Annotated in this window: 19 protein-coding genes and 1 tRNA gene; 9 read left to right on the forward strand and 11 right to left on the reverse strand. The window is 67.5% G+C overall.

What is annotated here, in order from left to right; translation table 11 throughout:
* Positions 1-25: 25 nt before the first annotated feature.
* The 5 genes from NA11_RS46295 to NA11_RS14220 all read right to left on the reverse strand — a co-directional run bounded on the left by NA11_RS46295 (position 26) and on the right by NA11_RS14220 (position 4,061).
* Complete coding sequence (locus NA11_RS46295; protein ID WP_218023297.1) at positions 26-793, reverse strand: DUF308 domain-containing protein; 768 nt, start codon at positions 791-793, stop codon at positions 26-28.
* A gap of 154 nt (positions 794-947) precedes the next feature.
* Complete coding sequence (locus NA11_RS14205) at positions 948-1,208, reverse strand: hypothetical protein (RefSeq protein WP_069162330.1); 261 nt, start codon at positions 1,206-1,208, stop codon at positions 948-950.
* Between the two features lie 226 nt (positions 1,209-1,434).
* Positions 1,435-2,415 (reverse strand): ribose-phosphate diphosphokinase, encoded by a 981-nt coding sequence (locus NA11_RS14210; protein WP_069162331.1) that lies wholly within the window; start codon positions 2,413-2,415, stop codon positions 1,435-1,437.
* The gene (gene glmU, locus NA11_RS14215; RefSeq protein WP_069162332.1) at positions 2,415-3,902 is read right to left on the reverse strand and encodes a bifunctional UDP-N-acetylglucosamine diphosphorylase/glucosamine-1-phosphate N-acetyltransferase GlmU; all 1,488 of its coding nucleotides are present in this window, start codon (positions 3,900-3,902) and stop codon (positions 2,415-2,417) included. Before glmU ends, NA11_RS14210 begins: the two co-directional genes overlap by 1 nt.
* A gap of 88 nt (positions 3,903-3,990) precedes the next feature.
* A tRNA-Gln gene (locus NA11_RS14220) sits at positions 3,991-4,061 on the reverse strand.
* 452 nt (positions 4,062-4,513) lie between these two features.
* Here NA11_RS14220 and NA11_RS14225 point away from each other — a divergent pair.
* The 6 genes from NA11_RS14225 to NA11_RS14250 all read left to right on the forward strand — a co-directional run bounded on the left by NA11_RS14225 (position 4,514) and on the right by NA11_RS14250 (position 13,068).
* Positions 4,514-5,128, forward strand: a complete 615-nt coding sequence (locus NA11_RS14225) for a TetR/AcrR family transcriptional regulator (protein WP_069162333.1) — start codon at positions 4,514-4,516, stop codon at positions 5,126-5,128.
* Between the two features lie 182 nt (positions 5,129-5,310).
* Positions 5,311-5,958 (forward strand): TetR family transcriptional regulator, encoded by a 648-nt coding sequence (locus NA11_RS14230; protein WP_069162334.1) that lies wholly within the window; start codon positions 5,311-5,313, stop codon positions 5,956-5,958.
* 90 nt (positions 5,959-6,048) lie between these two features.
* Positions 6,049-9,663: a transcription-repair coupling factor gene (gene mfd, locus NA11_RS14235; protein ID WP_069162335.1), complete on the forward strand. Its 3,615-nt coding sequence runs from the start codon at positions 6,049-6,051 to the stop codon at positions 9,661-9,663.
* Between the two features lie 250 nt (positions 9,664-9,913).
* Complete coding sequence (locus NA11_RS14240) at positions 9,914-10,552, forward strand: nucleoside triphosphate pyrophosphohydrolase (RefSeq protein ID WP_245745873.1); 639 nt, start codon at positions 9,914-9,916, stop codon at positions 10,550-10,552.
* 187 nt (positions 10,553-10,739) lie between these two features.
* The gene (locus NA11_RS14245) at positions 10,740-11,840 is read left to right on the forward strand and encodes a glycerol dehydrogenase (RefSeq protein WP_069162337.1); all 1,101 of its coding nucleotides are present in this window, start codon (positions 10,740-10,742) and stop codon (positions 11,838-11,840) included.
* Between the two features lie 274 nt (positions 11,841-12,114).
* Positions 12,115-13,068: a phosphodiesterase gene (locus NA11_RS14250; RefSeq protein ID WP_174567688.1), complete on the forward strand. Its 954-nt coding sequence runs from the start codon at positions 12,115-12,117 to the stop codon at positions 13,066-13,068.
* Here the strand turns inward: NA11_RS14250 and NA11_RS14255 are convergent.
* Positions 13,016-14,470 carry a stealth family protein gene (locus NA11_RS14255; protein ID WP_439957073.1) on the reverse strand — a complete coding sequence of 485 codons (1,455 nt, stop codon included), beginning with the start codon at positions 14,468-14,470 and terminating at the stop codon, positions 13,016-13,018. The two genes, NA11_RS14250 and NA11_RS14255, sit on opposite strands and share 53 nt — an antisense overlap.
* A 660-nt stretch (positions 14,471-15,130) precedes the next feature.
* Here NA11_RS14255 and NA11_RS14260 point away from each other — a divergent pair.
* The 3 genes from NA11_RS14260 to NA11_RS14270 all read left to right on the forward strand — a co-directional run bounded on the left by NA11_RS14260 (position 15,131) and on the right by NA11_RS14270 (position 16,857).
* The gene (locus tag NA11_RS14260) at positions 15,131-15,583 is read left to right on the forward strand and encodes a flavodoxin domain-containing protein (RefSeq protein WP_069162339.1); all 453 of its coding nucleotides are present in this window, start codon (positions 15,131-15,133) and stop codon (positions 15,581-15,583) included.
* A gap of 122 nt (positions 15,584-15,705) precedes the next feature.
* Positions 15,706-16,197, forward strand: a complete 492-nt coding sequence (locus NA11_RS14265) for a pyridoxamine 5'-phosphate oxidase family protein (protein ID WP_069162340.1) — start codon at positions 15,706-15,708, stop codon at positions 16,195-16,197.
* An 84-nt stretch (positions 16,198-16,281) separates the two neighbouring features.
* Positions 16,282-16,857, forward strand: a complete 576-nt coding sequence (locus NA11_RS14270) for a TerD family protein (protein WP_069162381.1) — start codon at positions 16,282-16,284, stop codon at positions 16,855-16,857.
* Positions 16,858-16,906: 49 nt separating this feature from the next.
* Here the strand turns inward: NA11_RS14270 and NA11_RS14275 are convergent, their stop codons facing one another.
* The 5 genes from NA11_RS14275 to NA11_RS14295 are packed head-to-tail and all read right to left on the reverse strand — an operon-like array spanning position 16,907 to position 22,951.
* The gene (locus NA11_RS14275; protein ID WP_069162341.1) at positions 16,907-18,319 is read right to left on the reverse strand and encodes an MATE family efflux transporter; all 1,413 of its coding nucleotides are present in this window, start codon (positions 18,317-18,319) and stop codon (positions 16,907-16,909) included.
* Complete coding sequence (locus NA11_RS14280) at positions 18,316-19,350, reverse strand: PLP-dependent cysteine synthase family protein (RefSeq protein WP_069162342.1); 1,035 nt, start codon at positions 19,348-19,350, stop codon at positions 18,316-18,318. The genes NA11_RS14275 and NA11_RS14280 overlap by 4 nt, the downstream gene beginning before the upstream one ends.
* 37 nt (positions 19,351-19,387) lie before the next feature.
* The gene (locus NA11_RS14285; RefSeq protein WP_069162343.1) at positions 19,388-20,776 is read right to left on the reverse strand and encodes an alanine racemase; all 1,389 of its coding nucleotides are present in this window, start codon (positions 20,774-20,776) and stop codon (positions 19,388-19,390) included.
* On the reverse strand, positions 20,767-21,777 hold the full coding sequence (locus tag NA11_RS14290) for an ornithine cyclodeaminase (RefSeq protein WP_069162344.1): 1,011 nt from the start codon (positions 21,775-21,777) through the stop codon (positions 20,767-20,769). The genes NA11_RS14285 and NA11_RS14290 overlap by 10 nt, the downstream gene beginning before the upstream one ends.
* Positions 21,749-22,951, reverse strand: a complete 1,203-nt coding sequence (locus NA11_RS14295; RefSeq protein ID WP_069162345.1) for a TauD/TfdA family dioxygenase — start codon at positions 22,949-22,951, stop codon at positions 21,749-21,751. The genes NA11_RS14290 and NA11_RS14295 overlap by 29 nt, the downstream gene beginning before the upstream one ends.
* Between the last annotated feature and the right edge of the window lie 95 nt (positions 22,952-23,046).

The following is a 23,046-nucleotide window of genomic DNA, read 5'->3' on the forward strand; positions in this document are numbered from 1 at the left end:
AAATGTCTAGTTTAATTAGACATCGCTACGTGGTCAGGTCGCCGTTGAAGATGAGGAACCCGACGATGAGGCCTAGGACCATGCAGACGCCTGAGACGATCGCGGCCCATTTGCCGAGTGGTTCGCCCTTTCGGTGGCCGATGACGCCGAGAATGATGCCTGCGGGGCCGAACAGGATGGGGCAGAACAGGACCGCGATGATGCCGCAGACGAGTCCGATGATCGAGTACACCTGGGAACCGGACGGGTGGGGCGGGTTGGCGTACGGCTGGTAGGGCTGTTGCGGGTACGCCCCGTATTGGCCTGGGGGCGGGCTTTGCGGCTCGCCGTAGCCGGGATAGTTGTAGATTCCGCCCTGCGGATACTGCGGTGGGCTGGTCGCGTCCTGCGGCTGGCTGCCGCCGGGGTAGGGCGGGTACGGGGACTGCTGTTGCGCGCCCCACTGCTGGCCGCCGGGTGGCGCGGGTTGCGGTGTGCCCCACTGCTGTTGGCTACCCGGAGGATGCACGCCCGGCTGGTTGCCTGCAGATGATCCGGAATCCGAGGCGGTCCCGCCCAGCGGCCCGACGGGTGCATCGGACGGCTCCCACCATGCACCGGCCTGCGCGGGCGGCGGGGTATCGGACTGACTCGAAGACTGGGCCGCACCAGCATCTTTCGAGAGGGAAGGTGCCGCGCCAGACGGTGGCGCAGCGGGTTCCTTGCGCAGGGAAGCGCCCGACGATGCCGCGGACTCCGCGTCCGCAGGTTCCGGTGCACCGCCGGTGGACTTCGGATCGTGCGGCGTACTCATCGCGCCCTCCCTCGGATCGTCGGGTCGCTACCTCTGTGCAGCCCCGCATTCGCGTCGTCCCCGGGTCGCCAACGGACGAACAATGTCCGAATGCTCCCGTTATGCGTACCACGCCGCGCGAGCGGTGATAGCGGATTGCGCTAGGCGGCGCGGCTCAAAGATCCGAATCGTCGACGATGTCCATGGCCGCCACTTCGGCGGGCCGCTCGTCGTCTTCCGCGTCCTCGGCGCGCTGACCGCGCGCCGTCCACTCCTGGGCCAGCTCGTCGCCGATCCCGAGCCTGCCGTCATCGTCGTTCTCGTGATACCGAATCCGCAGGTCATCCGGCGGATCCTCGACGTTGCGCTGATACGCGCGGATCTCGTCGGCCTGCTCGTCGTCGCCTAGGTCAGTGTCCAACGGTTCACGGTCCATACCCTCAGTATCCCCGCGCACCGCCACAACTAACGGACCCCGCGCAAGCGAAAGGCCGCCCTGACCAAAGTCTGGGCGGCCTTTCTACGCAATCTCTGATTTCGTGAGCACATGGGTAACTCACCGGGTACGGGCTAGCGTCCCCACTATCTCACCGCCGGACGCCAACGCGACTGTTGCGGCACCTAGGTCTGGCCAGAAATCCCGGAGAGGCGGGGGAGCGTTCCTACGCGTTGCCGTTGAAAAGGCCGGTGACCGAACCGTTTTCGAAGACCTCGCGGATGGTGCGGGCCAGCAGCGGCGCGATCGACAGCACCGTCAGCTGCGGGAACTTCTTCTCTTCGGTGATCGGCAGCGTGTTGGTGACCACGACCTCCTTGGCGCCGCAGGAGGCGAGCCGCTCCGCGGCCGGGTCGCTCAGCACACCGTGCGTTGCGGCGATGACGACATCGCCCGCACCCGCGTCTTTGAGCACCTTGACGGCGCCGGCGATGGTGCCACCGGTGTCGATCATGTCGTCGATCAGGATGCAGGTGCGGCCCTCGACCTCACCGACAACGCGGTTCGACTTGACCTGGTTGGGCACCAGCGGATCACGGGTCTTGTGGATGAACGCCAGCGGCGAACCGCCGAGCGAGTCGGCCCACTTCTCGGCGACGCGCACACGGCCGGAGTCGGGGGACACCACGGTGATGTTGTGGAGGGAGTAGTTGGTGCGGACGTACTCGGCGAGCTGCAGCTGCGCGTGCATGTGATCGACGGGGCCGTCGAAGAAGCCCTGGATCTGGTCGGTGTGCAGGTCGACGGTGATGATGCGATCCGCACCAGCGGTCTTGAGCAGGTCGGCGACCAGGCGGGCCGAGATCGGCTCGCGGCCGCGGTGCTTCTTGTCCTGGCGGGCGTACGGGTAGAACGGCAGCACGGCGGTGATCCGCTTCGCCGAACCGCGCTTGAGCGCGTCGATCATGATGAGCTGCTCCATCAACCACTGGTTCAGCGGCGCGGGGAAACTCTGCAGCACGAACGCATCGGAGCCGCGGACCGACTCCTCGAACCGGACGAAGATCTCGCCGTTGGCGAAATCGCGCGCGGTCTGCGGCGTGACGTGGACGTCGAGTTCCTTGGCTACCTGCTCGGCCAGCTCAGGATGAGCGCGTCCCGAGAAGAGCATCAGGTTCTTCTGGTTGTCGATCCATGACGCGGTCACTACTGTTTGCCATCCTTTTGCTCGATTGCCTGCCCCGACAATTCCTTGGCCGCGATGGCTTCCGCCGCCGCGCGCGCCGCGGCCGTCCCTGGACGGTGTCGCTGCACCCAGCCCTCAATGTTCTTCTGCGGACCGCCGGTAATCGCGAGCGCTCCCGGCGGAACGCTTCTGCGCAGTACAGTACCCGCCGCCGTATACGCACCGTCACCCACCGTGACAGGTGCGACGAACATGGTGTCGCTGCCGGTGCGCACATGCGAGCCGACGGTGGTGTGGTGTTTGGCCACCCCGTCGTAATTCACGAAAACACTCGAAGCGCCGATGTTGCTGTACTCGCCGATGGTCGCGTCGCCGACATAGGTCAGATGCGGCACTTTGGAGTGCGCGCCGATCGAGGCATTCTTCGTTTCGACGAAGGCGCCGAGCTTGCCGGAGTTGCCGACAATGGTGCCCGGCCGCAGGTAGCTGTAGGGGCCGATGCTCGCGCCAGGCCCGATCATCGCGCCCTCGCCGTGCGTGCGCACCACCTTCGCGCCGTCGCCGACGACCACGTCGGTCAGCGTGCTGTCCGGCCCGATCTCGGCGTCCTCGCCGATCACGGTGTCGCCGAGCAACTGAACGCCGGGGCGGATCACGGCGTCCCTGCTGATCCGCACGCTCGCGTCCACCCAAGTGGACGCCGGGTCGATGATGGTGACGCCCGCGCGCATGTGCCGTTCCAGGATGTAGCGGTTGAGCGTGTTCGTCGCATTGGCCAACTGGACCCGGTCGTTGACGCCGGTGACCTTGGCGGCATCGACGAGCCTTGCGCCGTGCACCGGGTGTCCGGCCTCGCGGGCCAGCCGCAGCACGTCGGTCAGATATAGCTCGTGCTGGGCGTTTGCCGTGGACAGTCGGCTGATCATGGTGCGCAGCACGGCCGCGTCGAACGCGTACACACCCGAGTTGACCTCGGTGATCGCCGCCTGGGCAGGTGTGGCGTCGGCGTGCTCGACAATCTCGACCACGTGCCCCTCGGCGTCCCTGATGATCCGGCCGTAGCCGTTCGGGTCGTCGGGCACGAAGGTCAGCACGGTGACCGCGGAACGTTCGGAGTAGCTGCGGTGTTCGTCGAGCAGCGCGGACAGGGTGTGCCCGTCGAGCAGCGGCACATCGGCGGAGGTGACGAGCAGATCGCCGGTGAAGCCGACCGGCAAGGCGGCAAGCGCGCACTGCACCGCGTGACCGGTGCCGAGCTGCTCCTCCTGGATGGCGGGGGTGATCTCACGGCCGAGGTCGGTGGCGACCGCGTTGGCCGCGGCGCCGACCTGTTCCCGGTCGTGCCCGATCACGGTGATCAGATAGGCGGGGTCGATCTCGTTTGCCGCATGCAGCGCGTGCGCGAGCATGCTCCGGCCGGCCAGCGAATGCAGCACCTTGGGGGTCTTCGACCGCATTCGTGTCCCGGCACCTGCTGCGAGAACGACGACGGCGGTCTGCTGTGGCATGGATCTCCCTCGGCTGCCTGTCATCGTCTGGGGCTCTACTGTGCTGGGCGCAGATGTGCGGGCCAACGATAGTCATCGTGCTGCCGAGCTCCGCCGCCAGGACTCGAACCTGAACTATCTGAACCAAAATCAGAGGTGCTGCCATTACACCACGGCGGATTGCCACACCGGCGGATCGGGATCACCCGCCGCTGCGCCAAACGGCACGGGACAGATCCTCGCACATAGTCCCGCTTCTCCGCGATTCTGTTCCGCCTCTCCGCGGTTTTTGGCCAGATTCGGGTGCCGCGACTGTGACGTTGGCGACCGGCGGTGAGGTGCTCGGTGAGTTAGCCCGTGCCCGGTGAGTTACCCATGTTCGTGCGAGATCTGTTGTCGGGTTGCGAAGAGATAGAGACAAGGAGAACAGAGAAGTTCGAGTGGGAACTCGGGGTGGCGAACTGTGTTTTGCGTGCTCACTGGATGCGGTTCGGAGATGTTTGACGGCTCGCCCGGGGTTGACGGGGCGTTCTGACCGGGTGTCTGGAACAGTTAGGGGACCGGATGGTCCAGCGAAGGGAGGCGGGAGGGCGTTGTCAGCGAGTGAACCGGCCCGGGTTTCCCGTCCGCGGATGACCGGGACGCAGCGACGGCAGCAGCTGATCGAGATCGGTCGCGCGCTGTTCGCCGAGCGTGGCTATGACGCCACCTCGATCGAAGAGATTGCCCAGCGGGCCCAGGTCTCCAAACCTGTGGTGTACGAACACTTCGGCGGCAAAGAGGGGTTGTACGCGGTCGTGGTCGACCGCGAGATGTCGATGTTGCTCGACATGATCGTGTCCTCGCTCACCCAGAATCGCTCCAGGATTCGGCTCGAACAGGTTGCGCTCGCGCTGCTGACCTACATCGAGGAACGGACCGACGGGTTCCGAATTCTGGTCCGCGATCAGCCTGCCGCCGCCGCGGAGGGGCGCTACTCGAGCCTGCTCAACGAGGCAACGAACCAGGTAGCGCACATCCTTGCCGGGGATTTCGAGCGCCGCGGCTTCGACACCAGCCTCACCACGCTCTACGCCCAGGCGTTGGTCGGGCAGGTGGCGACCGCGGCCACCTGGTGGTTGGACGAGCGCAAACCGTCGAAAGAGGTTGTCGCGGCCCATTTGGTGAATCTGTGCTGGAACGGGCTGAGTCATCTGGAAGCCGACCCGCAACTCAGCTCGGAGTGGCGCGCCGGTACGGGGGAGTGACTCAGCGTGTTAACCAGCGAATTGCGAAGTGGGTCCGGTCGAATGCTCGAATTGGCTGCCGGACGGGCACCTGATGGTACGGTTCACCCATCCTTTGGGTGCTGTTCGGGCGGTAAGTCGGTCTACTTCGTGATGTCGGTCTACTTCAGGATGGCTGGTTTTTAGGATGACAGGCGGATCTGATGGCTAGGCAAGCGCGCGCGGAGATCACCCGCGACTCCGTTCTTGCGGGCGCTGCCGATGTCTTTCTGCGCTTGGGTTACGCGAACGCGAGTCTGAGCGAGATCATCGCGCAGTCCAATGTGACCAAGGGCGCCTTGTACTTTCACTTCGGTTCGAAGGAAGAGCTGGCGCGCGCGGTCGTCGACCAGGGCAACGAGCGGTTGGTCAGCTCGTGTCAGGGCTTCTTCGACCCTCGAGTGCCTGCGCTGGAAGCGTGTATCGGAATCACCTATGTGGTGGCCGATCTATCGATGAACGATCCGATGGTCGGTGCGATGCTCAAGCTGACCCACCAGATCGGTGACTATCGCGGCGCCCAAGGCGACAACATCGCGAAGACCTGGGGCGACACCTACCGCGTTCTCTCCGAAAGAGCCATCGCCCAGGGCGATTTGCAGCCGGAGCTGGATGCCGACGTGATCGGCATGCTGCTGCAGGAGATGACCGCGGGCGTGCACATCATCGCCGTCGGCACCGAGTCGATCGATCAGATGGCGACCAGGATGGAACGCGTCTGGTACTTCCTGCTGCCCTCGATCGTTCCCGAGGAGAAGCTCGCCTACTTCCGCGAGTTCGCCGCCCGCCGATTACGCCGCTACGTGCCGTAGCAGTCGGTACAGCCCAAGCTCGGGTTGTCGGCGGCACGAACTAGACTCGGCCTGCCGCTCGAATCAGCCGCTTGAGCTCAGGAGTTGTTCATGTCGACCCTTCGTCCACCGCTGGTGGGACTGGCGGCGGTCGCCGGTGCCGACGCCGCCTTGCGGACCGTCGCCGACCTGGTCGGGAAGACGTCGGTCGAGCTGGTCGGACCGTCCGCGGTGCGGCCGTTCGTTGCCGCGACGATCGCCGCGAAGCAGCCGCTCGTCGTGGTCACCGCGACGGGCAGGGAAGCGGACGATCTGACCGTCGAGTTGGAGGAGATACTCGGCGCGGCGGTCGCGCAGTTCCCGTCCTGGGAAACGCTGCCGCACGAACGGTTGTCGCCGGGCGCGGACACGGTCGGTCGCAGACTCGAAGTCCTGCGCAGGCTGGCGCACCCCGAGGACCCGGTGTTTCCCGAGCCGCTACGGGTGGTCGTGACCACCGTGCGCTCGCTGATGCAGCCGATGGCCGGCGGGCTCGGCGACATCGAGCCGGTCGTGCTTCGCGTCGGCGCCGAGTTCGACTTCGACGAATTGCTCACGCGGCTGGTCGAATTCGCCTACACCCGGGTCGACATGGTCGGCAAGCGCGGCGAGTTCGCGGTGCGCGGCGGCATCCTCGACCTGTTCCCGCCGACCGCCGATCATCCGGTGCGCGTGGAGTTCTGGGGTGACGAGGTCACCGAATTGCGGCCGTTCGCCGTCGCCGATCAGCGCTCGCTGAGCGAGGTGTCGGTCGAGGTGGTTGTCGCGCCGCCGTGTCGCGAGCTGCTGCTCACCGCCGCCGTGCGCGAGCGCGCCGCCGAGGTCGCGCTCGACAACGCGGCCGATGCCGCCCTGGTCGAGATGCTGGAGAAGCTGGCCAACGGCGTTCCGGTGGACGGCATGGAGGCGCTGCTTCCGGTGTTGCAGCCCGGCGAGCTGCGCCTGCTCACCGAGGTGCTGCCCGAGGAAACCCATGTGCTGCTGTGCGATCCGGAGAAGATCCGTACGCGCGCTGCCGATCTGGTGCGCACCGGTGAGGAGTTCCTGGAAGCATCCTGGACCGCCGCGTCGTTCGGGGCCGCGGCACCGCTCGGCGCGCACGGCCTCGATCTGGCCGCGTCGGGCTATCGAGCGCTGCCCGCCGTGCACGAGAGCGCGAACCAGCAGGGCCTGCCGTGGTGGACGCTGAGCCCGCTCACCTCGGGCGCCGCCACCGAGGTGGTGCTCCCGGTGCTGGCCGGGCCGACCGCGCGCGGTTCCGATGAGCTGGTCGCGACGATCTTCGCCTCGCTGCGCGCGCACGTGGCCACCGGCGGTCGCGCCGTGGTCGTCGTCGCCGGACACGGTACGGCACAACGCGTTCTGGAACGACTGGCCGACGCCGAGGTGCCGGCCGCCGCGCTGGAGACCGGGGCCGAACCGGCCAACGGTGTCGTCGGCGTGCTGTGCGGTTCGCTGCACGACGGACTGGTGTTCGACGACGCCGGGCTGGTGATTGTCGCCGAATCCGATCTCACCGGCAACCGGGTCACCGCGCCGGGCGAGGGCAAGCGGCTGCCCGCCAAACGTCGCAACCAGGTCGACCCGCTCGCGTTGAACGCGGGCGACATGGTGGTGCACGACCAGCACGGCATCGGGCGCTTCGTCGAGATGATCGAGCGCACCGTCGGCGGCGCGCGCCGGGAATACCTCGTCATCGAATACGCGCCGGGCAAGCGTGGTCAGCCAGGCGACCGGCTTTTCGTGCCGATGGAGTCGCTCGATCAGCTGTCCCGCTATGTCGGCGGCGAGATGCCGAGCCTGTCCAAGCTCGGCGGCTCCGACTGGGCCAACACGAAACGCAAGGCGCGCAAGGCCGTCCGCGAGATCGCGGGCGAACTGGTGCAGCTGTACGCCGCGCGCCAGGCGGCGCCAGGCCATGCCTTCGGTCCGGACACGCCGTGGCAGCAAGAGATGGAGGACGCGTTCGCGTTCACCGAGACCGTCGATCAGATGACCGCCATCGCCGAGGTCAAGTCGGACATGGAGAAGCCGGTGCCGATGGACCGGGTGGTGTGTGGCGACGTCGGCTACGGCAAGACCGAGATCGCGGTGCGCGCCGCGTTCAAGGCGGTGCAGGACGGCAAGCAGGTCGTCGTGCTGGTGCCGACAACCCTGCTCGCGCAACAACATCTGCAGACCTTCACCGAACGCGTCGCAGGCTTCCCGATCACCGTGAAGGGCCTGTCCCGGTTCACCGACCCGGCCGATGCCAGGCAGGTGCTGGAGGGGATGGCCGACGGCAGCGTCGACATCGTGGTCGGCACGCACCGGCTGTTGCAGACCGGGGTGCGCTGGAAGGACCTCGGTCTCGTCGTTGTCGACGAGGAGCAGCGCTTCGGCGTCGAGCACAAGGAACACATCAAGGCGCTGCGCACCCACGTCGACGTGCTGACCATGTCCGCGACGCCGATCCCGCGCACCCTGGAGATGAGCCTGGCAGGCATCCGCGAGATGTCGACCATCCTCACCCCGCCCGAGGAGCGGCACCCGGTGCTCACCTACGTCGGCGCCTACAACGACAAGCAGGTCACCGCCGCCATCCGGCGTGAGCTGCTGCGCGACGGCCAGATCTTCTACGTGCACAACCGGGTGTCCTCGATCGACAAGGCGGCCAAGCGGATTCGCGACCTGGTTCCGGAGGCGCGGATCGCCGTCGCGCACGGCCAGATGAACGAGGACACCCTCGAATCCACCGTGGAAGGCTTCTGGGAGCGCGAATTCGACGTGCTCGTCTGCACCACCATCATCGAGACCGGCCTCGACATCTCCAACGCGAACACCCTGGTCGTGGAACGTGCTGACGCGCTTGGTCTTTCGCAGCTGCACCAGCTGCGCGGGCGGGTCGGGCGCAGCAGGGAACGTGGCTACGCCTACTTCCTCTACCCGCCGGAAAAGCCGCTCACCGAGACCGCCTACGACCGGCTGGCCACCATCGCGCAGAACTCCGATCTCGGCGCAGGCATGGCGGTGGCGATGAAGGACCTCGAAATCCGTGGCGCCGGTAACGTGCTCGGCGCCGAGCAGTCCGGCCACGTCGCCGGCGTCGGTTTCGATCTCTACGTCCGGTTGGTCGGCGAGGCGGTCGAGGCGTATCGCGCGGCCGCCGACGGCAGGCCGATCACCACCGAGGAGCCGAAGGAGGTGCGCATCGATCTGCCGGTCGACGCGCACATCCCGCCCGACTACATCGCCAGCGATCGGCTCCGGCTGGAGGCGTACCGCAAACTCGCCTCCGCCCAAGACGATTCGACCCTGGCCTCGGTGGTCGAGGAGCTCGTCGACCGGTACGGGCCACTGCCGATCGAGGTCGGCCGACTGGTCTCGGTCGCGAAGCTGCGGCTGCTCGCCCGCGAATACGAGGTCACCGAAATCGCGGTCACCGGAACCACACTCAAGGTGTCGCCGTTGCACCTGCCCGACTCCAAGCAGCTGCGCCTCAAGCGCATCTACCCGAGTGCGGGGTACCGCGCCGCCAGCGGCGTCATCTCGCTGCCGTTGCCACGGGTCGAGGACAGCGTCGGCGCGGACCGGGTGCGCGACGTCGTGCTGCTGCAGTTCGTCGCCGACCTGCTGCTCGCGTTGGACGGAAAGGCGCAGGGCGCAGTCGATCTCACCGCCGCGACCGAGGTTTCGGCGGCCCGATGAGTGCGCGAGCGACGTCAACGGCCTGCGGGTGCGGGCATGGGTGAGCGTAGTGCGCGACCAACGAAGACAGCTGCCCCGGCGCTGATGCCGGAGCCGAGCGCCAGCGAGGTGCACGATGAGTGGTAACCGCGACGAGGCTGTCCTCAGGGCCGCTCGGCACGCCGCCAGCCAGGCGACTCGACGCGACGCGGACGAGCCGCCCTCCGATACCGCCGTGGTGGCGGCGGGTTTGACCGGGGCGGTCGAGGTGATGGATCGCCTCTGGCACTTCGGCGGCTGGGAAGTGACCCAAACCCACGACTCGCTGCGCCCCTACCTGCTCGAGGAGACCTACGAACTCCTCGACGCCATCCAGCACAACGATATCGATGTCATCAAGGAAGAACTCGGCGATTTGCTGCTCCAGGTCCTCTTCCACTCCCGAATCGCCCAGGCCGCAGGCGAATTCACCGTCGATGAGGTGGCCGCCGCCCTGGTCGAGAAGCTCGTCAACCGCAGTCCCATCCTGCGCGACGACCGGTTTGCCGCTGGCACCACCCTCGCGGAGAAGATCGCCGCCCAGGAAAGTGCTTGGGAGGAAAGCAAATCCGCGGAAAAGTCGCGCCGCTCCTGCCTCGACGGCATCGCCATGGCCCAACCCGCGCTCGCCCTCGCCGAGAAGATCCGCGACCGCAGCACCAGGGCGGGCCTCCCGGATGACCTGATCCCCACCGATCTCCGCGTCGTCCACCTCGGCGCCCCCGACAGCGCCGAAGAGCGCCTCCGCAAAGCCGCCCTTTCCTTCGCCGCCACCATCCGCGCCGCCGAAGACGCCGCCGAGGCCGACCGTGGCGCCCGCCTTCCGCTGGCCGCCGACGATTGGCGCAAGTACTGGACTCCTGCCGCCTGACGATCAGCTGACCGCACCTGTGGGTCTGGCTATCGATACTGCGCGGTTCTGCGCGCCACTGCCGCGTCGCTGCCGCCACGAGCGACCGGATGGGTACGTTTGTGTCGGTAGGAACGTCGGTGGCCGGTGGCGGTGCTGTGCGCGGAGGCGACATGGCTTGCGGCGGGCCGAGATCGGGAGGTGTCGGATGCTGAGCGTGTTTTCTTCACCGGGTCATTACGTGCAGGGGCGGAACGCGACCGAGCAGCTCGGGGCGGAGATGAAGCGGCTCGGGCTCGACGGTCCGGTGCAGATCGTTGCGGGCGGTAGCGCGCAACGCTTGCTGGGCGAGGTCTGGGAGCGGTCGCTCACCGACGCGAAAATCGCCTATTCCGTGCATAGTTCGGGTGGCGAGTGCACCAGGGCGGAGATTGCCGCCATCATCGCGGCGGTGCAGGACAGCGGGTGCACGGCCGTGCTCGGCGCGGGCGGCGGCAAGGTCCTCGACGCGGCCCGCGCGGTCGCCGACGACCTCGATCTCCCGATGATCAGCTGCCCGACCACCGCATCCAGCGACGCGCCGTGCAGCGCGCTTTCCGTGATCTACACCGCCGCAGGCGAAGTAGACGCCTATCAACTGGTCCGGCGCAATCCGGCCCTGGTCCTCGTCGACACCTCCGCGATCGTCCAGGCCCCACCCCGACTGCTCGCCGCCGGTATGGGCGACGCCCTCGCCACCTGGTTCGAGGCCCGCACGTGCACGAAGGCACACGTCAGGAACATGCGCGGCGGCGCATCCACCCGCAGCGCCACCGCGCTGGCCGAGCTCTGCTACCACACCCTCCTGGCCGACGGCCCGCAAGCGCTGGCCGCGGTCCGCGAGCGCGCCGTCACCCCCGCCCTGGAACGCATCGTCGAAGCCAACACGTTGCTCTCCGGCCTCGGCTTCGAATCCTCCGGCCTGGCCGCCGCGCACGCCATCCACAACGGCCTCACCGCCGCACCGCAGACCCACCCGTTCCTGCACGGCGAAAAGGTCGCCTTCGGCGTCCTGACCCAATTGGTGCTCGAAGGCGCCCCTGCGGCCGAGATCAACACGGTGCTCGACTTCTGCACCGAGGTCGGCCTCCCGACCACCCTCGCCGCCCTCGGCCTCCCCGATCCCGCCCACACCACCCTCGCCGCCATCGCAACCCGCGCCACCGCGCCCGGCGAAACCATCCACAACGAACCCTTCGAGGTGGACGCCGACATCACCCTCGACGCCCTCCGCGCCGCCGACGCCCTTGGCCGCCGCCACTCCTCCTGATCCTGCACTCCCGCCACGAATCCGCACTGTTTCCGGGGATTCGCCCCCTTCCGGGCGCCCACAGCGGGTGCGGATCCCGAGAACGGGTGCGGATTCCGAGAGCTGGTGCGGACCGCGATACTCGCACACGTGTCCCGCATCGACACGGAAACCTCACCTTCTCGCAAGCATGTTGTCACCGTCTGACGGGAAACCTGTCGGTAGGCCTTCGCTATCCTGGCGGTGGAACCCGAAGCCAATGGCGGGCAAACCGCCGGGGAGGACGTTCGGTCCGGTGCACATCAGCAGAGTCGCGGAGTACCCGCGACCGGATCATGTGTTGTTCCACTTCAGTGACACACATCTAATCGCCGGCGACGGCGATTTATATGGCGACGTCGATGCCGACCAGCGATTATGTCAGCTGCTCGAGCAGGCTGCGGCCAGCCGGATCACGCCGACGGCGATCGTGTTCACCGGCGACCTCACCGACAAGGGTGAGCCCGGCGCATACGACAAGCTCAAGAAGCTGATCGAGCCGTTCGCGAGAAGTTTGCCAGCGCCCATTGTGTGGGTCGCCGGAAACCACGACGACCGCGGCATCCTGCGCCGCAGGCTGCTCGGCGAGCGCTCCTCGACCGCCCCGCTGGACCGGGTACACCTGATCGACGGGCTGCGCATCATCGCCCTCGACACCTCGGTGCCCGGCCACCACTACGGCGAGATCTCCGACGAGCAGCTCGCGTGGCTGCGCTCGGTGCTCGCCGAACCCGCCCCGTTCGGCACCATCCTCGCCATGCACCACCCGCCGGTGCCGTGCGTGCTCGACCTTGCCGTCACGGTCGAACTGCGGGACCAGCGCAGGCTCGCCGACGTGCTCGACGGCAGCGACGTCCGCGCCATCCTGGCAGGCCATCTGCACTTCTCGACCAGCGCGACCTTCGCAGGCATCCCGGTCTCGGTGGCCTCGGCGACCTGCTACAGCCAGGACCTCGGCGTCGAACAAGGCGGCTTGCGCGGCCGCGACGGCGCCCAAGCCTTCAACTACGTGCACATCTACCCGGACACCGTGGTGCATTCGGTGGTCCCGATCGACCGAGGCCCGACCGTCGGCTCGCCGTCGACCGCCGAGCAGGCGCGCCGGACGCTGGCGGAGGAGGGGATCGTGATCCCGCCCGCCGCCCGCATCCCGCATGTCATGCAGCGCCGGGCGACGACTCCGGAATCGGATGACGAGGCGGTGCGCTGAGCTGCTCCCACGGAGCCGGATCGGGGAAGTAGTTCGACAGGAACTCCGACACCGCCCGGACGCGCTCGGCCTCGGAGATCTCCGGGAAACTCCCGTCGTTCAGGCAGAAGAAGTGGAACTTGCGCCGCCGCGCGATCCCGTCGAGCAGCGCGAGCCCCTTACGGCTCGTCGTGTCGACATAGCGCATCTTCGCCTTCTCCTGCGGCACCGCGCGCCCGGTGAGCAGCGCGTAGTAGTGATAGAGCGAGTTGGTCACCGAGATATCGGTGGCGGCCCGGAACCTGCTGGTCCGTGTCCGTGCGAAATCGGCGGCGAACTCCTCCTCCATCTCCAGTAAGACGCTGCGGCGCAACGGGACCGGCGTGTGTTCGAGATGCCTGGTGATGAGGTGCCCGAACCGCTCGGCCAGCAGTTCCCGATTCACCCGCGCGGCGTTCTCGAAGCCGCTGCGGCGCTCGTTGTTCCGGCCTGGCCCGATCCTGGTGTCCGCCTCGATGAACCGGCTCACCCCGCCCGCGGTGAAGAACATCGACGGACGCACCGGCCTGGCGAAGAACATGTCGTCGTTGGAGTACAGGAAGTGCTCGCTGAGCCCTTCGATGTGCTGCAACTGGCATTCCACCGCATGGGAATTGAACGTCGGCAGCCCGCTGGTGTCCGAAAAGTGTTCCAGCGCACGGACGATCGTCACCTTGGGATGGTCGGCGAGCCAGTCCGGCGTCGCGGAGTCGGTGGCGATGAAGATCCGCCGGATCCACGGCGCGTTCTTGTACACCGACCGCAGTGCGTATTTGAGCTCGTCGATCTGCCGGATCCTGGCGTCGGCGTCGTCACCCTCGCCGACGACGACCTGCGCGAGCATGCCTGCGCGCCGGGCCCGGAACTCCGGGTCCGAGCCGTCCACCCAGGAGAACACCAGGTCGATGTCGAAGTTCACGTCGGTGGCCTGGGCCGCGAACATGTCGACCAGGGTCGGCCACGCGCGATCGAACAGCAGCACCTGGGTCTGTTCGACATCCGCGAGGTCGAACATGGTGCGGGTCAACGCGTTCGGGCGCGGGCATTCGACCGTGTCGCCGTGGTACTGCCACAGTTCCAGATCGACGTGGTGGGCCGGATCGTTGTCGCGTCCGAGCCGGAAAACGTTGTGCTGCACCTCATCGCACGCGAATCCGGCGGCCACCGCGGCCGCCGTCACCCGGCGCACCATCTGCTGATGCGCCGCGTCGGCGGCGAGCACCAGTCGCTGCCCGCGATCGCGGACCAGCAGGAACGGCACCTCCGCCGCCGCCAGTTCGGAGCGCAGATAGCCGAGATCCGCGCTCATCGCGGCCGATACCGCCAGATTTCCCGCCACCGGGCGGGTCACCATGTCTACTGCCCCCGGGTTCAGAGCTCCCATGTCCATCATCAGCTGTACTCCACCTTCGTCCGTGCACCATTGGGTCCCAACTCCTAGGCACCGCGCCGGAGCCGAGCGGTGTCACCGCCGACGTCGTGACGTCGGCAGGCAGACCACCGCGCCCAGCGCGGTCGGATTCAGAAATGGGGGACGATGCCGTAGCGCAGGAACGAATTGATCGCGCGGTATCCAGACGAGCGGTAAACCATTTCGTTTTCACCTCACTCACGGCAGAACGCAGACGCGTTGCAGGGAAGTGCTGGATCCGTGCGCGGTGAGACGACCGAGCGTGCGCACGGGAGACAGCACGCTGGGCCGGACAGTCATCGGCCGGCGGGAAGAAAGATGTCCCAGACAACAATGGGAGCTGTACGAATGATGCATCCACGGTGACATTTCGTCAATCGGGACACTCCGTCTCACCCGCTGCCGTTCCGCTGCCTCTCGCGCTGTCCTTGCGGCGCGGTGTCGGCGAGTCCTGCTGGGAACAGCCGCAGTTCGTGCCGAGCCAGGTGCTCGGTCCGAGGTCGGCGGCCGTTCGGTGGGGTGATCGTCATCATGTCCGGCCGTCGAAAACGACGAAGAGTAGCGCACCGCTGCCGCAGTAGTTAGGGTAGCCTCACCAATGTTGACCGCTTGGAAGGAAGGGAGCGTACCGCTGTGCGCGTCGTCATTCTGTTCGGATCCGAGTTGGGCACGGCCGAGACCGTCGCAGACAGCATCGCCGACGTGCTCGCGTCGCACGACGTGTCGGTCTACGACATGGCCGAATTCGCCGTCGAAGATCTCGATGTGCGCGACGTCCTCCTCATCGTGTGCTCCACCTACGGCGACGGCGAACTGCCGACCGGTGCCGAGCCCTTCTTCGACGCACTCGATGCCGCAGCGCCAGATCTGACCGGTCTGCATTTCGCAGTCTTCGGTCTCGGCGACAGCATCTACGGAGACACCTTCAATCGGGGCGGCGAGATCGCCGCGGAGAAGCTCGCGGAGCGGGGCGCAACCCAGTTCGGCGTGCACGCGCGGCACGACGCGTCGACGGAAATTCGGCCGAAAGACATGGCGCGCGAATGGGCGTCGGAGTTGCGTATGCCTACCCTCACCTCGGCCTGATAGTTCCGCTGAGAGCAGTTTGCAGTTGGGGGACAGCGCCAGCGGACAAGTGGCCCAGCACTTTAGACTGGAGTCGAGCGCGGCACAGCCCGCCGTGCGCGACGATCCATGAGGTGACGAAGATGGCCCCCGGAGCAAGCCCCGCGCAACGTCAAGACCACTCGACAGATCATGCCGATCACCCCGAGTTGGACGTGTTGCCGGAATGGCCGCTGGAGACGATCGCTGTGTTGGTCACGACCGATCCGGCCCCGCACGCCATCCCGGTGTCCTGGCCGGTGCGCGCGGGCGATCGACGCATTCTGCTCAGTCTCAAGTTCGATCGCGGGTCGCTGGCCAGGCTGCGGGCGCGGCCACAGGTGGCGTTGCTCATTCTGGGTGGCGGCAATGTCGCGCTGTGCGCGCGTGGCGTCGCGCGGGTTGTCGCCGAGGAGATGCCCGGCGCCGCCGACTATGTCGCGGTGCGCATCGATGTCGAGGCGATCGACGACCACCGCCAGTCCGCGTTCGCGGTGGACAAGGGTATCCAGCGCACCGTGCTCGACGCGAGCGAACTCCATGCGCTCGAGGGCAGGGTGACTACGCTGCGGGTGTGGGCCGAGAACCAGAATTGAACCGGCAGAACGGTTCTGCGGATCCGCGACGATAATCGGAATCGAAGGCGGCGCGAACGGGCCGCGTGAAAGGGTGTGCGAGCCATGAGCGTCACATTGGCCAAAGGCGGAAATGTTTCGCTGTCGAAGCAGGCAGCCAACCTCAGTAAGGTGGCGGTCGGTCTCGGCTGGGACGTGCGCACCACCACGGGTGCCGACTACGATCTCGACGCGAGTGCGTTGGCCACCGGTCCGAATCTGAAGGTGTTGTCGGACCAGCATTTCATCTTCTACAACAACCTGCGTTCGCCCGAGGGCTCGATCGAGCACACCGGCGACAACCTGACCGGCGCAGGCGAGGGCGACGACGAAGTGATCAACGTCGACCTGATCGCCACCCCGCCCACCATCACCAACATCTTCTTCCCGGTGTCCATCCACGACGCCGACGCCCGCAGCCAGTCGTTCGGGCAGATCCGCAACGCGTTCATCCGCGTCGTCGACGCGGCCACCGGAGTGGAGCTGGCCCGCTACGACCTGACCGAAGACGCCTCCACCGAGACCGCGATGGTCTTCGGTGAGCTCTACCGGCACAACAACGAATGGAAGTTCCGCGCGATCGGCCAGGGCTATGCCTCCGGCCTCGCCGGCATCGCCCGCGACTACGGCGTCAATATCTGAGCTGTTGCCCCACGAGCCTTGTGCGCACCGTGGTGCGCACAAGGCTCGATCAGCTTGGGCTGCTCAACGATTCCGGTGCTTCGGGGATGAGCTGCGGCCGGTCGCGCTCCCTGGCGTCCAGCAGCGCGAAGTAGCGACGGAGCATAAGGGTGGCGGTGGTAGCCAAGCCTGCGGTCAGGCCCCACCAGACACCTGCGGCGCCGAGCCCGATAGGGAAGGCGAGCAGCAGGGCGACGGGAAGGCCGACGCCCCAATATCCGATGAGGGACAGGCGGAAGCCTGCGTTGGTTTCCTTGAGCCCGCGCAGCAATCCGGTGCCGATGTTCTGTGCGGCGTCGAAGAACTGCAGCACGATGCCGACGAACAACAGGGTGTGCGCGATCTGAATGGTGCTGGTGTCCTCCGAATTCAGGAAGGGCCGCAGCACGAGATCCGGCGCGATCAGGTAGACCGCGCCGGTGAGCGCGGCGACCACGGCGACATGGCGCAGCGCGAGCCACGCCAGCGCCCGCGCGTGCGAGTACTCGTCGCGCGTGACGGCGTGGCTCACCAGGATCGACGCACCGTGCGACAACCCGATCGCGACCTGGAAGACGATGTAGATGATCTGATAGACCACGTTGTGCGCCGCCAGCGCCGCCGGGCCGATGCTGCCCATGACGAGGGCGAGCACCGAGAACATGCCCGCCTCCGAGCCGTAGGTGAGGGCGATCGGCCCGCCGAGGCGCAGCTCGGCGAGCACCGTCGATTTCCGCACCGGCCACGGTCGAAGGGGTAGCGTCGCACCGAGTTTCGCGTCGCGGCGCACCATCGCCAAGAACACCCCGAAGGTGATCAGGAAGACCAGCGAGGTCGCGACGCCGATGCCGGTGAGGCCGAGCGCGGGCAGGCCTGCCCGTCCGTGGATGAATCCGAGCGCGAGCACGAGGTTCAGCACCACCGACCCGAGGGTGACCCACAGCAGGGCCTGGGGCCGCTGCATGCCGACGGTGTACTGGCGCAATACCTGGAACCACAAGCACGGCAACAAGCCTGGCGCGAGCGCCATCATCAGCGGTCGCGCATCGGCAAGCACCCCGGCATCCTGCCCGAGCCACTGCAACGACCAGCCGAGTCCGATAAGCACTGCGCCGCCGAGGATTCCGGCCACGGTCGCGATCAGGAAGCTCGACCGGAGCACGTCCTTGATCTCGCGATCCGGCGACTCGCCGCGCTTGCCCGCCGAACTCACCGCGGTGGCAATCTGATTGCCGCTCGCGGTGATCAGCCCGACACACATGGTGCGGATCTGGTTGAACAGCGCGATCGCGAGTCCGCCCGCGGCTACCTGCTGCACGCCGAGCGTGCCCATCAGCACGATGTTGGTGGTGGACACCGCGATCTGCGCCAGCTGGGTCATCGCAATCGGGGTGGCGAGTGCGGTGAGCCGACGGCCGTCGGCCCGGTAGTCCGATAGGTTCACCGGGCCTCCGCGAGCTCACTGCGGCGGCCTGCGGGCACATAGCGGTGCAGCATTGCCCGCACGTCGTCTTCGGCGGCGGGATCGAGCAGGTCGCGCTCGCGCATCCAGTCGTCGTCGAAGACCGTGTCCAGGTACTTTTCGCCGCCGTCGCAGACGATGGTGACAATGGTCGAGCCTGCCGGGAATTCCTCGAGCCTGCTGAGGGCGGCGTGCACCGAGCCGCCCGCCGACCCGCCGATCATCAGGCCGAGCTCCTTCGCGACCGCGCGGGCGGTCGCGAAGGCCGCCACATCCGAGACCTTGACACCCTCGTCGAGCAGCGAATAGTCCACGGCGGTGCCGATGGTCGCGCCGGGCGGGGTTCCGGTGCCGGACTGCCAGTACGGGCCGCCCTCGCCGCCGAAGGCGATCGAGCCGACCGGCTCGACACCGATCACGTAGGCCGGGCAGCCGAGCTGGCGCAGCCGGGTCGCGGTGCCGAACAGCGAACCGCCGGTGCCGACCGAGGACAGCAGGATGTCGACCCGCTCCACGTCTTCCAGCAATTCTTCGGCGACCGCATAGTAGCCGACCGCGTTCGTGTCGTTGTTGTGCTGCTCGGTGAAATACGCGTCCGGCCGCGCGGCCGCCATCGCCTCGGCCAGGTCCTCCCGTGCCGAGGTGGCGAGGTTGTCGTCGCCGTCGTCGGCGACGAACACCAATTCCGCACCCATTGCTCGCATCGCGCGCAGCTTGTCCTTACATGCGTGATGATCGACCACTGCGGTAAAGCGATACCCACGTTCGGCAGCTACTACCGCGAGACCGAGTCCGGTGTTCCCGGATGTGGACTCGATGATATGCCCGCCACTTGTCAGCAAACCGCGCCGCTCGGCATCGAGCACCATCTCGCGCGCCATCCTGATCTTCGCCGCCCCGGTCGGATTGAACGGTTCCAGCTTGAGTAGCAGCCGGGTGCCGGTGGTGGTGGCCGCGAGTTCGAACAGCGGCGTGCGGCCGATCAGATCCGTCACGCGCGTGACGAGCGGCATGGATATCTCCTCGTTCGGGTCGGGATGGTGTGTGGGTTCAGCCGTCGAGCGTCCAGCGCAGCCGATTGCCTGGGGGGTGACAGTCGGCCGAGCCGGGGTTGGTGCGCGCAGGTGCCGGGTGCAGCAGCACCTTGGGCGGGATCGGCAGGTCGTGGAAGGCGGATTCGTTCGAATCCATTTGGTATCCGGCGGTATTCGGATAGATCAGCAGATCGCCGACCGCGGCGGCGCGGGGTAGCGGGATGCGCCGCCAGCTGAGCATGTCGGAGTCGAGACAGGTGGCGGCGCCGACGCAGGTCGGCGTGGTGTCGCCGGGCCCGGCGGGCCAGAGCAGCGGGTCGGGCAGGTACTCGCTCTCGAACCACTGCTCGGACAGGCTCAGGCTCGTTCCGTCGACGGTGAGCAGCTGGTACGGCTCGCCGTGCACGTGCCTGGTCTTGCTGCCCTGCACGCGGAAGACGGTGAACCCGGCGTGCGCGAGCAGCGCGCGCCCCGGCTCGATCGCGAGCCGGATGCCGTTGTCGCGCAACCGCTGTGCGAGGCCGTCGTGCGCGAGAACGGCGCTGAGCATGGCCGGACCTGGCACGGGGAAGTGATAGGGGTAGTAGGACTCGAACGACTTGCCGGAGTGGAACCACCGTCGGTCGACGTGCGCGGTGAACTCGGCCCACGCGCCCGGCTCGACATAGTCGACGCCGAATCCGCCGCCGACCGATATGGTGTCGGCAGGCAGTCCGAGTGTCCGTGCGTGCAGGCAGCGGTCGATCAGCTCGACGGCCAACTCGGCTCGCGCCACCGCGTCGTAGCCGGACAGATGAAAGCTGAAGCCCTCCAGCCGGATCGAGTCGGCACCGGCGAGGAAGGCCAGCGCTCGGTCGATGTCGCCGTCGGTCATCCCGAATCGGCTGGCCGATGCGGTGGGCAGGACGCGGAGCATGACCCGGCTCGAGACACCGAGTGCGGCAAGCCGTTCGAGCTCGCCGAGGTCGTCCACCGCGATCAGCCCGCCGTGTCGAGTGGCGAGCCAGAGCAGGTCGTCCGATTTCGCGGGCCCGGTCACCATCAGCTCGGCGCCACGGATCCCCGCCGCCAGCGCGGCCGTCAGTTCGCCGGTGCTCGAAACGTCGACACCGGCACCGCTTTCCGCGCAGGCCCTGGCCACGGCGGGTGATTTGTTCGCCTTCTTGCCGTAGTAGACGACCCCGTCGATCCCGGCCTGTGCGAAGGCGGCACGGAACTCGTCGACAGTGCGACCGACGCGTGGCGGATACAACACATGGAACGGCCGACCGAGCGCAAAGGCGATGTCGCCGAGCAGGTTCGGATCGTCGATCGCCTGACGCTCCCACGCGTCGAGGCGTGCGGGCAGCGGGACGGCGCTGATGGCACTGCGCGCCGCCCCGACCGCTCCGACTTCTAGTCCCACAGCGGCACCTCCGTGCCGCGGCCCTCCGCGATGGCCCGCTCCGCGAGCGCGTGCGCCACGGCGATGTCGGTGAGCACGAGCCCGCTGTTGTAGACGAAGATGCGTTCGTCGTCCGAGCGCCGTGCGACCGCCCTGCGCGTGAGGATCTGCGGCAGTTCGGCGTCGACGCGGCGCAGTGTCCCGTCCGGACCGACCATGTCGGTGCCGGTCAACGCCATCTGCTCGGCGCTGGTCGCGATGACGCGGTCGGCGTCGACCAGGGTCGACGGCGCGAGCCCGTAGCCGACAAGCACCGCCGTGGCACCCGGTGCGAGATCGGTGGATTCGAGCGCGACCTCGGTGCCTGGCCCCGCGGTCGCCAGCACCACGTCGGCGGCGGCCGCGGCGGCCTTCGGATCTTCGACCGTTTCCAGCAGCATGTGCGGGTAGTACTCGGCGAGCTGGCTGTGCACCGCGGCCAACCCCTCCGGGTGGGTTCCGTACAGCATCAGCTTGCGCAGCTGCGGATTCGCGGCGAGCAAGTGCGGCAACGCGTTTCGGCCCTGGGTTCCGGTGCCGATCAGCAGCACGCTCTCGGCGCCCCTGCGGGCCGTCTCGCGGACGAGCAGCGCCGACACCGCAGGGGTGCGCAGTGCGCCGACCCGCGAGCAGTCCATCATCGCGATCGGCGCGCCGGTGCTGTCGTCGTACAACGTGATGGTGGTGTAGTAGCGCTTGGTGGCGCGGTCGTGGCCCGGATCGAATTTGTACGAGGTCTTCATCGCCACCACCCGGCGCCTGCCATCGCGTCCGAGCATGGCGTAGGACACCGACGAGCCGTCCGGATTGGCCACGCTGAGCTTGCGCGGATTATCCGAATCGCCCGCGGCGAACGCCACATACGCGTCCTCCACCGCGCGCACGACGTCGGCGGGCGTAATCGGCACGCCTGCCAGGTCGCTGCGGCTCAATACCCGCAGCGGTGTGCTTCGGTCACGAGTGTTCAACGGATCCTCGATCATGTGCTGTGTCCCGCTCTATCGCCACCGGCGTCTGCTCCCGGTGTCCGTCCGCTCGGGCAGGCTCGACGCCGCCGGACGCGAACGCGGTGGTACTTGCCGCGCGGAACGGGGCGACGATCCGTTGCCCATAACCATTCTCGTCGGCCTCTTCGGCCCGCCGCGGTCGTTCAGGCAGGCGGATGTTCACCCGCTTCAGCCAGCGGTCGGTGCCGTCATAGCGTGCGGTGAACGGTACTCGACCGTGCACCGCCACGTCATTGTCGACAAGCAGTACTTCACCCGGTGTAAGCGCGGCGGTCACGCAGACCCGCTCCAGCTCGGCGGCGAGGGTGGCGTAGGCGGCACAGAACGCGGAGTCGGCATCGTCGAGCGGGGTGTAGGCCGGGTCGTAGCGCAGCGTGGTCTCGTCCGGTCCTGCCGCGGTCCACAGCGTCGGCAGCGGCGGGGCCGAATACCGTTCGTGCCCAGTGCCGTACGAGACGTCGGGCAGAATCGGCAGGGTCGGCGTGCTGAGCAGGCGCCGCTGGTCGGCGGTGAGCTGTACCCGGCGCACCGAGGACACCGTGGTGCCGACCGAGTCGGGGTTGCGCAGGCAGCCGAGCATCAGCAGGTTGGCGCGGGCCGGGTGGAATGCGTCCTCGCTGTGTGGGCTGAGCAGGGTTTTGCTGCTGGCGCCCGACTGTTCGTGCTCGTGGCCGGGGGAGGGCAGGATGTTGTTGACCAGGCGGCCGCCCTGTTGGCCCTGCCAGCCGAACGGCTCACCGGCGCTGCGGGCGAGCAGCATCATGGCGATGTCCAGTTCCAGCGAGTTCGCGCGCCGCGCCGCGGTGCCGCTCCACTCGGCGGCCTCGCGCCAGCTCGGCGGGGTCGGGCCGAATTCGTCGTCGGTCAGCGGCAGCCTGCTCACGATCGTCGCGCCTGCCGCGGTGGCGGGCGGGCGCATGGCGCGGCGGACGTCGGCGGGCAATTCGCCGACCCTGGTGTCGATCTGGGCGATCAGGGCGGAATCGGTCAGGGTGGCGGCCAGTGTGGCCGGGTCGTGCGGCGTTGCGTCGAGTGTGGTAGATATCTCTCGTGCGAGTTCGCGCACCGCACGCCCGGCGGCGTCGGGGAGCTCGCGACGTTCGATATCCTGCGGGTGAAGCGTCTTACGTTCCGAGAGAACGCCTTTCACCGAGGGAGTCCCTTCTTCGCATCGTTCGAAAAGAGCAGGAGTGACGTCGATCTGCGAAGCTAGCGTGCATTGATTGATTAAGCAAGGCTTACCTA

Origin of the sequence: Nocardia altamirensis NBRC 108246 (assembly GCF_001612685.1) — a bacterium.
In the GTDB taxonomy this organism is placed as follows: Bacteria; Actinomycetota; Actinomycetes; order Mycobacteriales; family Mycobacteriaceae; genus Nocardia; species Nocardia altamirensis.

What these genes read in the sequence shown, in the direction of transcription:
- NA11_RS46295 (WP_218023297.1), bottom strand. Translation starts at nt 793, where the DNA reads ATGAGTACGCCGCACGATCCGAAGTCCACCGGCGGTGCACCGGAACCT.
- NA11_RS14205 (WP_069162330.1), bottom strand. Translation starts at nt 1,208, where the DNA reads ATGGACCGTGAACCGTTGGACACTGACCTAGGCGACGACGAGCAGGCC.
- glmU (WP_069162332.1), bottom strand. Translation starts at nt 3,902, where the DNA reads ATGCCACAGCAGACCGCCGTCGTCGTTCTCGCAGCAGGTGCCGGGACA.
- NA11_RS14225 (WP_069162333.1), top strand. Translation starts at nt 4,514, where the DNA reads ATGACCGGGACGCAGCGACGGCAGCAGCTGATCGAGATCGGTCGCGCG.
- NA11_RS14230 (WP_069162334.1), top strand. Translation starts at nt 5,311, where the DNA reads ATGGCTAGGCAAGCGCGCGCGGAGATCACCCGCGACTCCGTTCTTGCG.
- mfd (WP_069162335.1), top strand. Translation starts at nt 6,049, where the DNA reads ATGTCGACCCTTCGTCCACCGCTGGTGGGACTGGCGGCGGTCGCCGGT.
- NA11_RS14240 (WP_245745873.1), top strand. Translation starts at nt 9,914, where the DNA reads ATGGATCGCCTCTGGCACTTCGGCGGCTGGGAAGTGACCCAAACCCAC.
- NA11_RS14245 (WP_069162337.1), top strand. Translation starts at nt 10,740, where the DNA reads ATGCTGAGCGTGTTTTCTTCACCGGGTCATTACGTGCAGGGGCGGAAC.
- NA11_RS14255 (WP_439957073.1), bottom strand. Translation starts at nt 14,470, where the DNA reads ATGGGAGCTCTGAACCCGGGGGCAGTAGACATGGTGACCCGCCCGGTG.
- NA11_RS14265 (WP_069162340.1), top strand. Translation starts at nt 15,706, where the DNA reads ATGGCCCCCGGAGCAAGCCCCGCGCAACGTCAAGACCACTCGACAGAT.
- NA11_RS14270 (WP_069162381.1), top strand. Translation starts at nt 16,282, where the DNA reads ATGAGCGTCACATTGGCCAAAGGCGGAAATGTTTCGCTGTCGAAGCAG.
- NA11_RS14280 (WP_069162342.1), bottom strand. Translation starts at nt 19,350, where the DNA reads ATGCCGCTCGTCACGCGCGTGACGGATCTGATCGGCCGCACGCCGCTG.
- NA11_RS14290 (WP_069162344.1), bottom strand. Translation starts at nt 21,777, where the DNA reads ATGATCGAGGATCCGTTGAACACTCGTGACCGAAGCACACCGCTGCGG.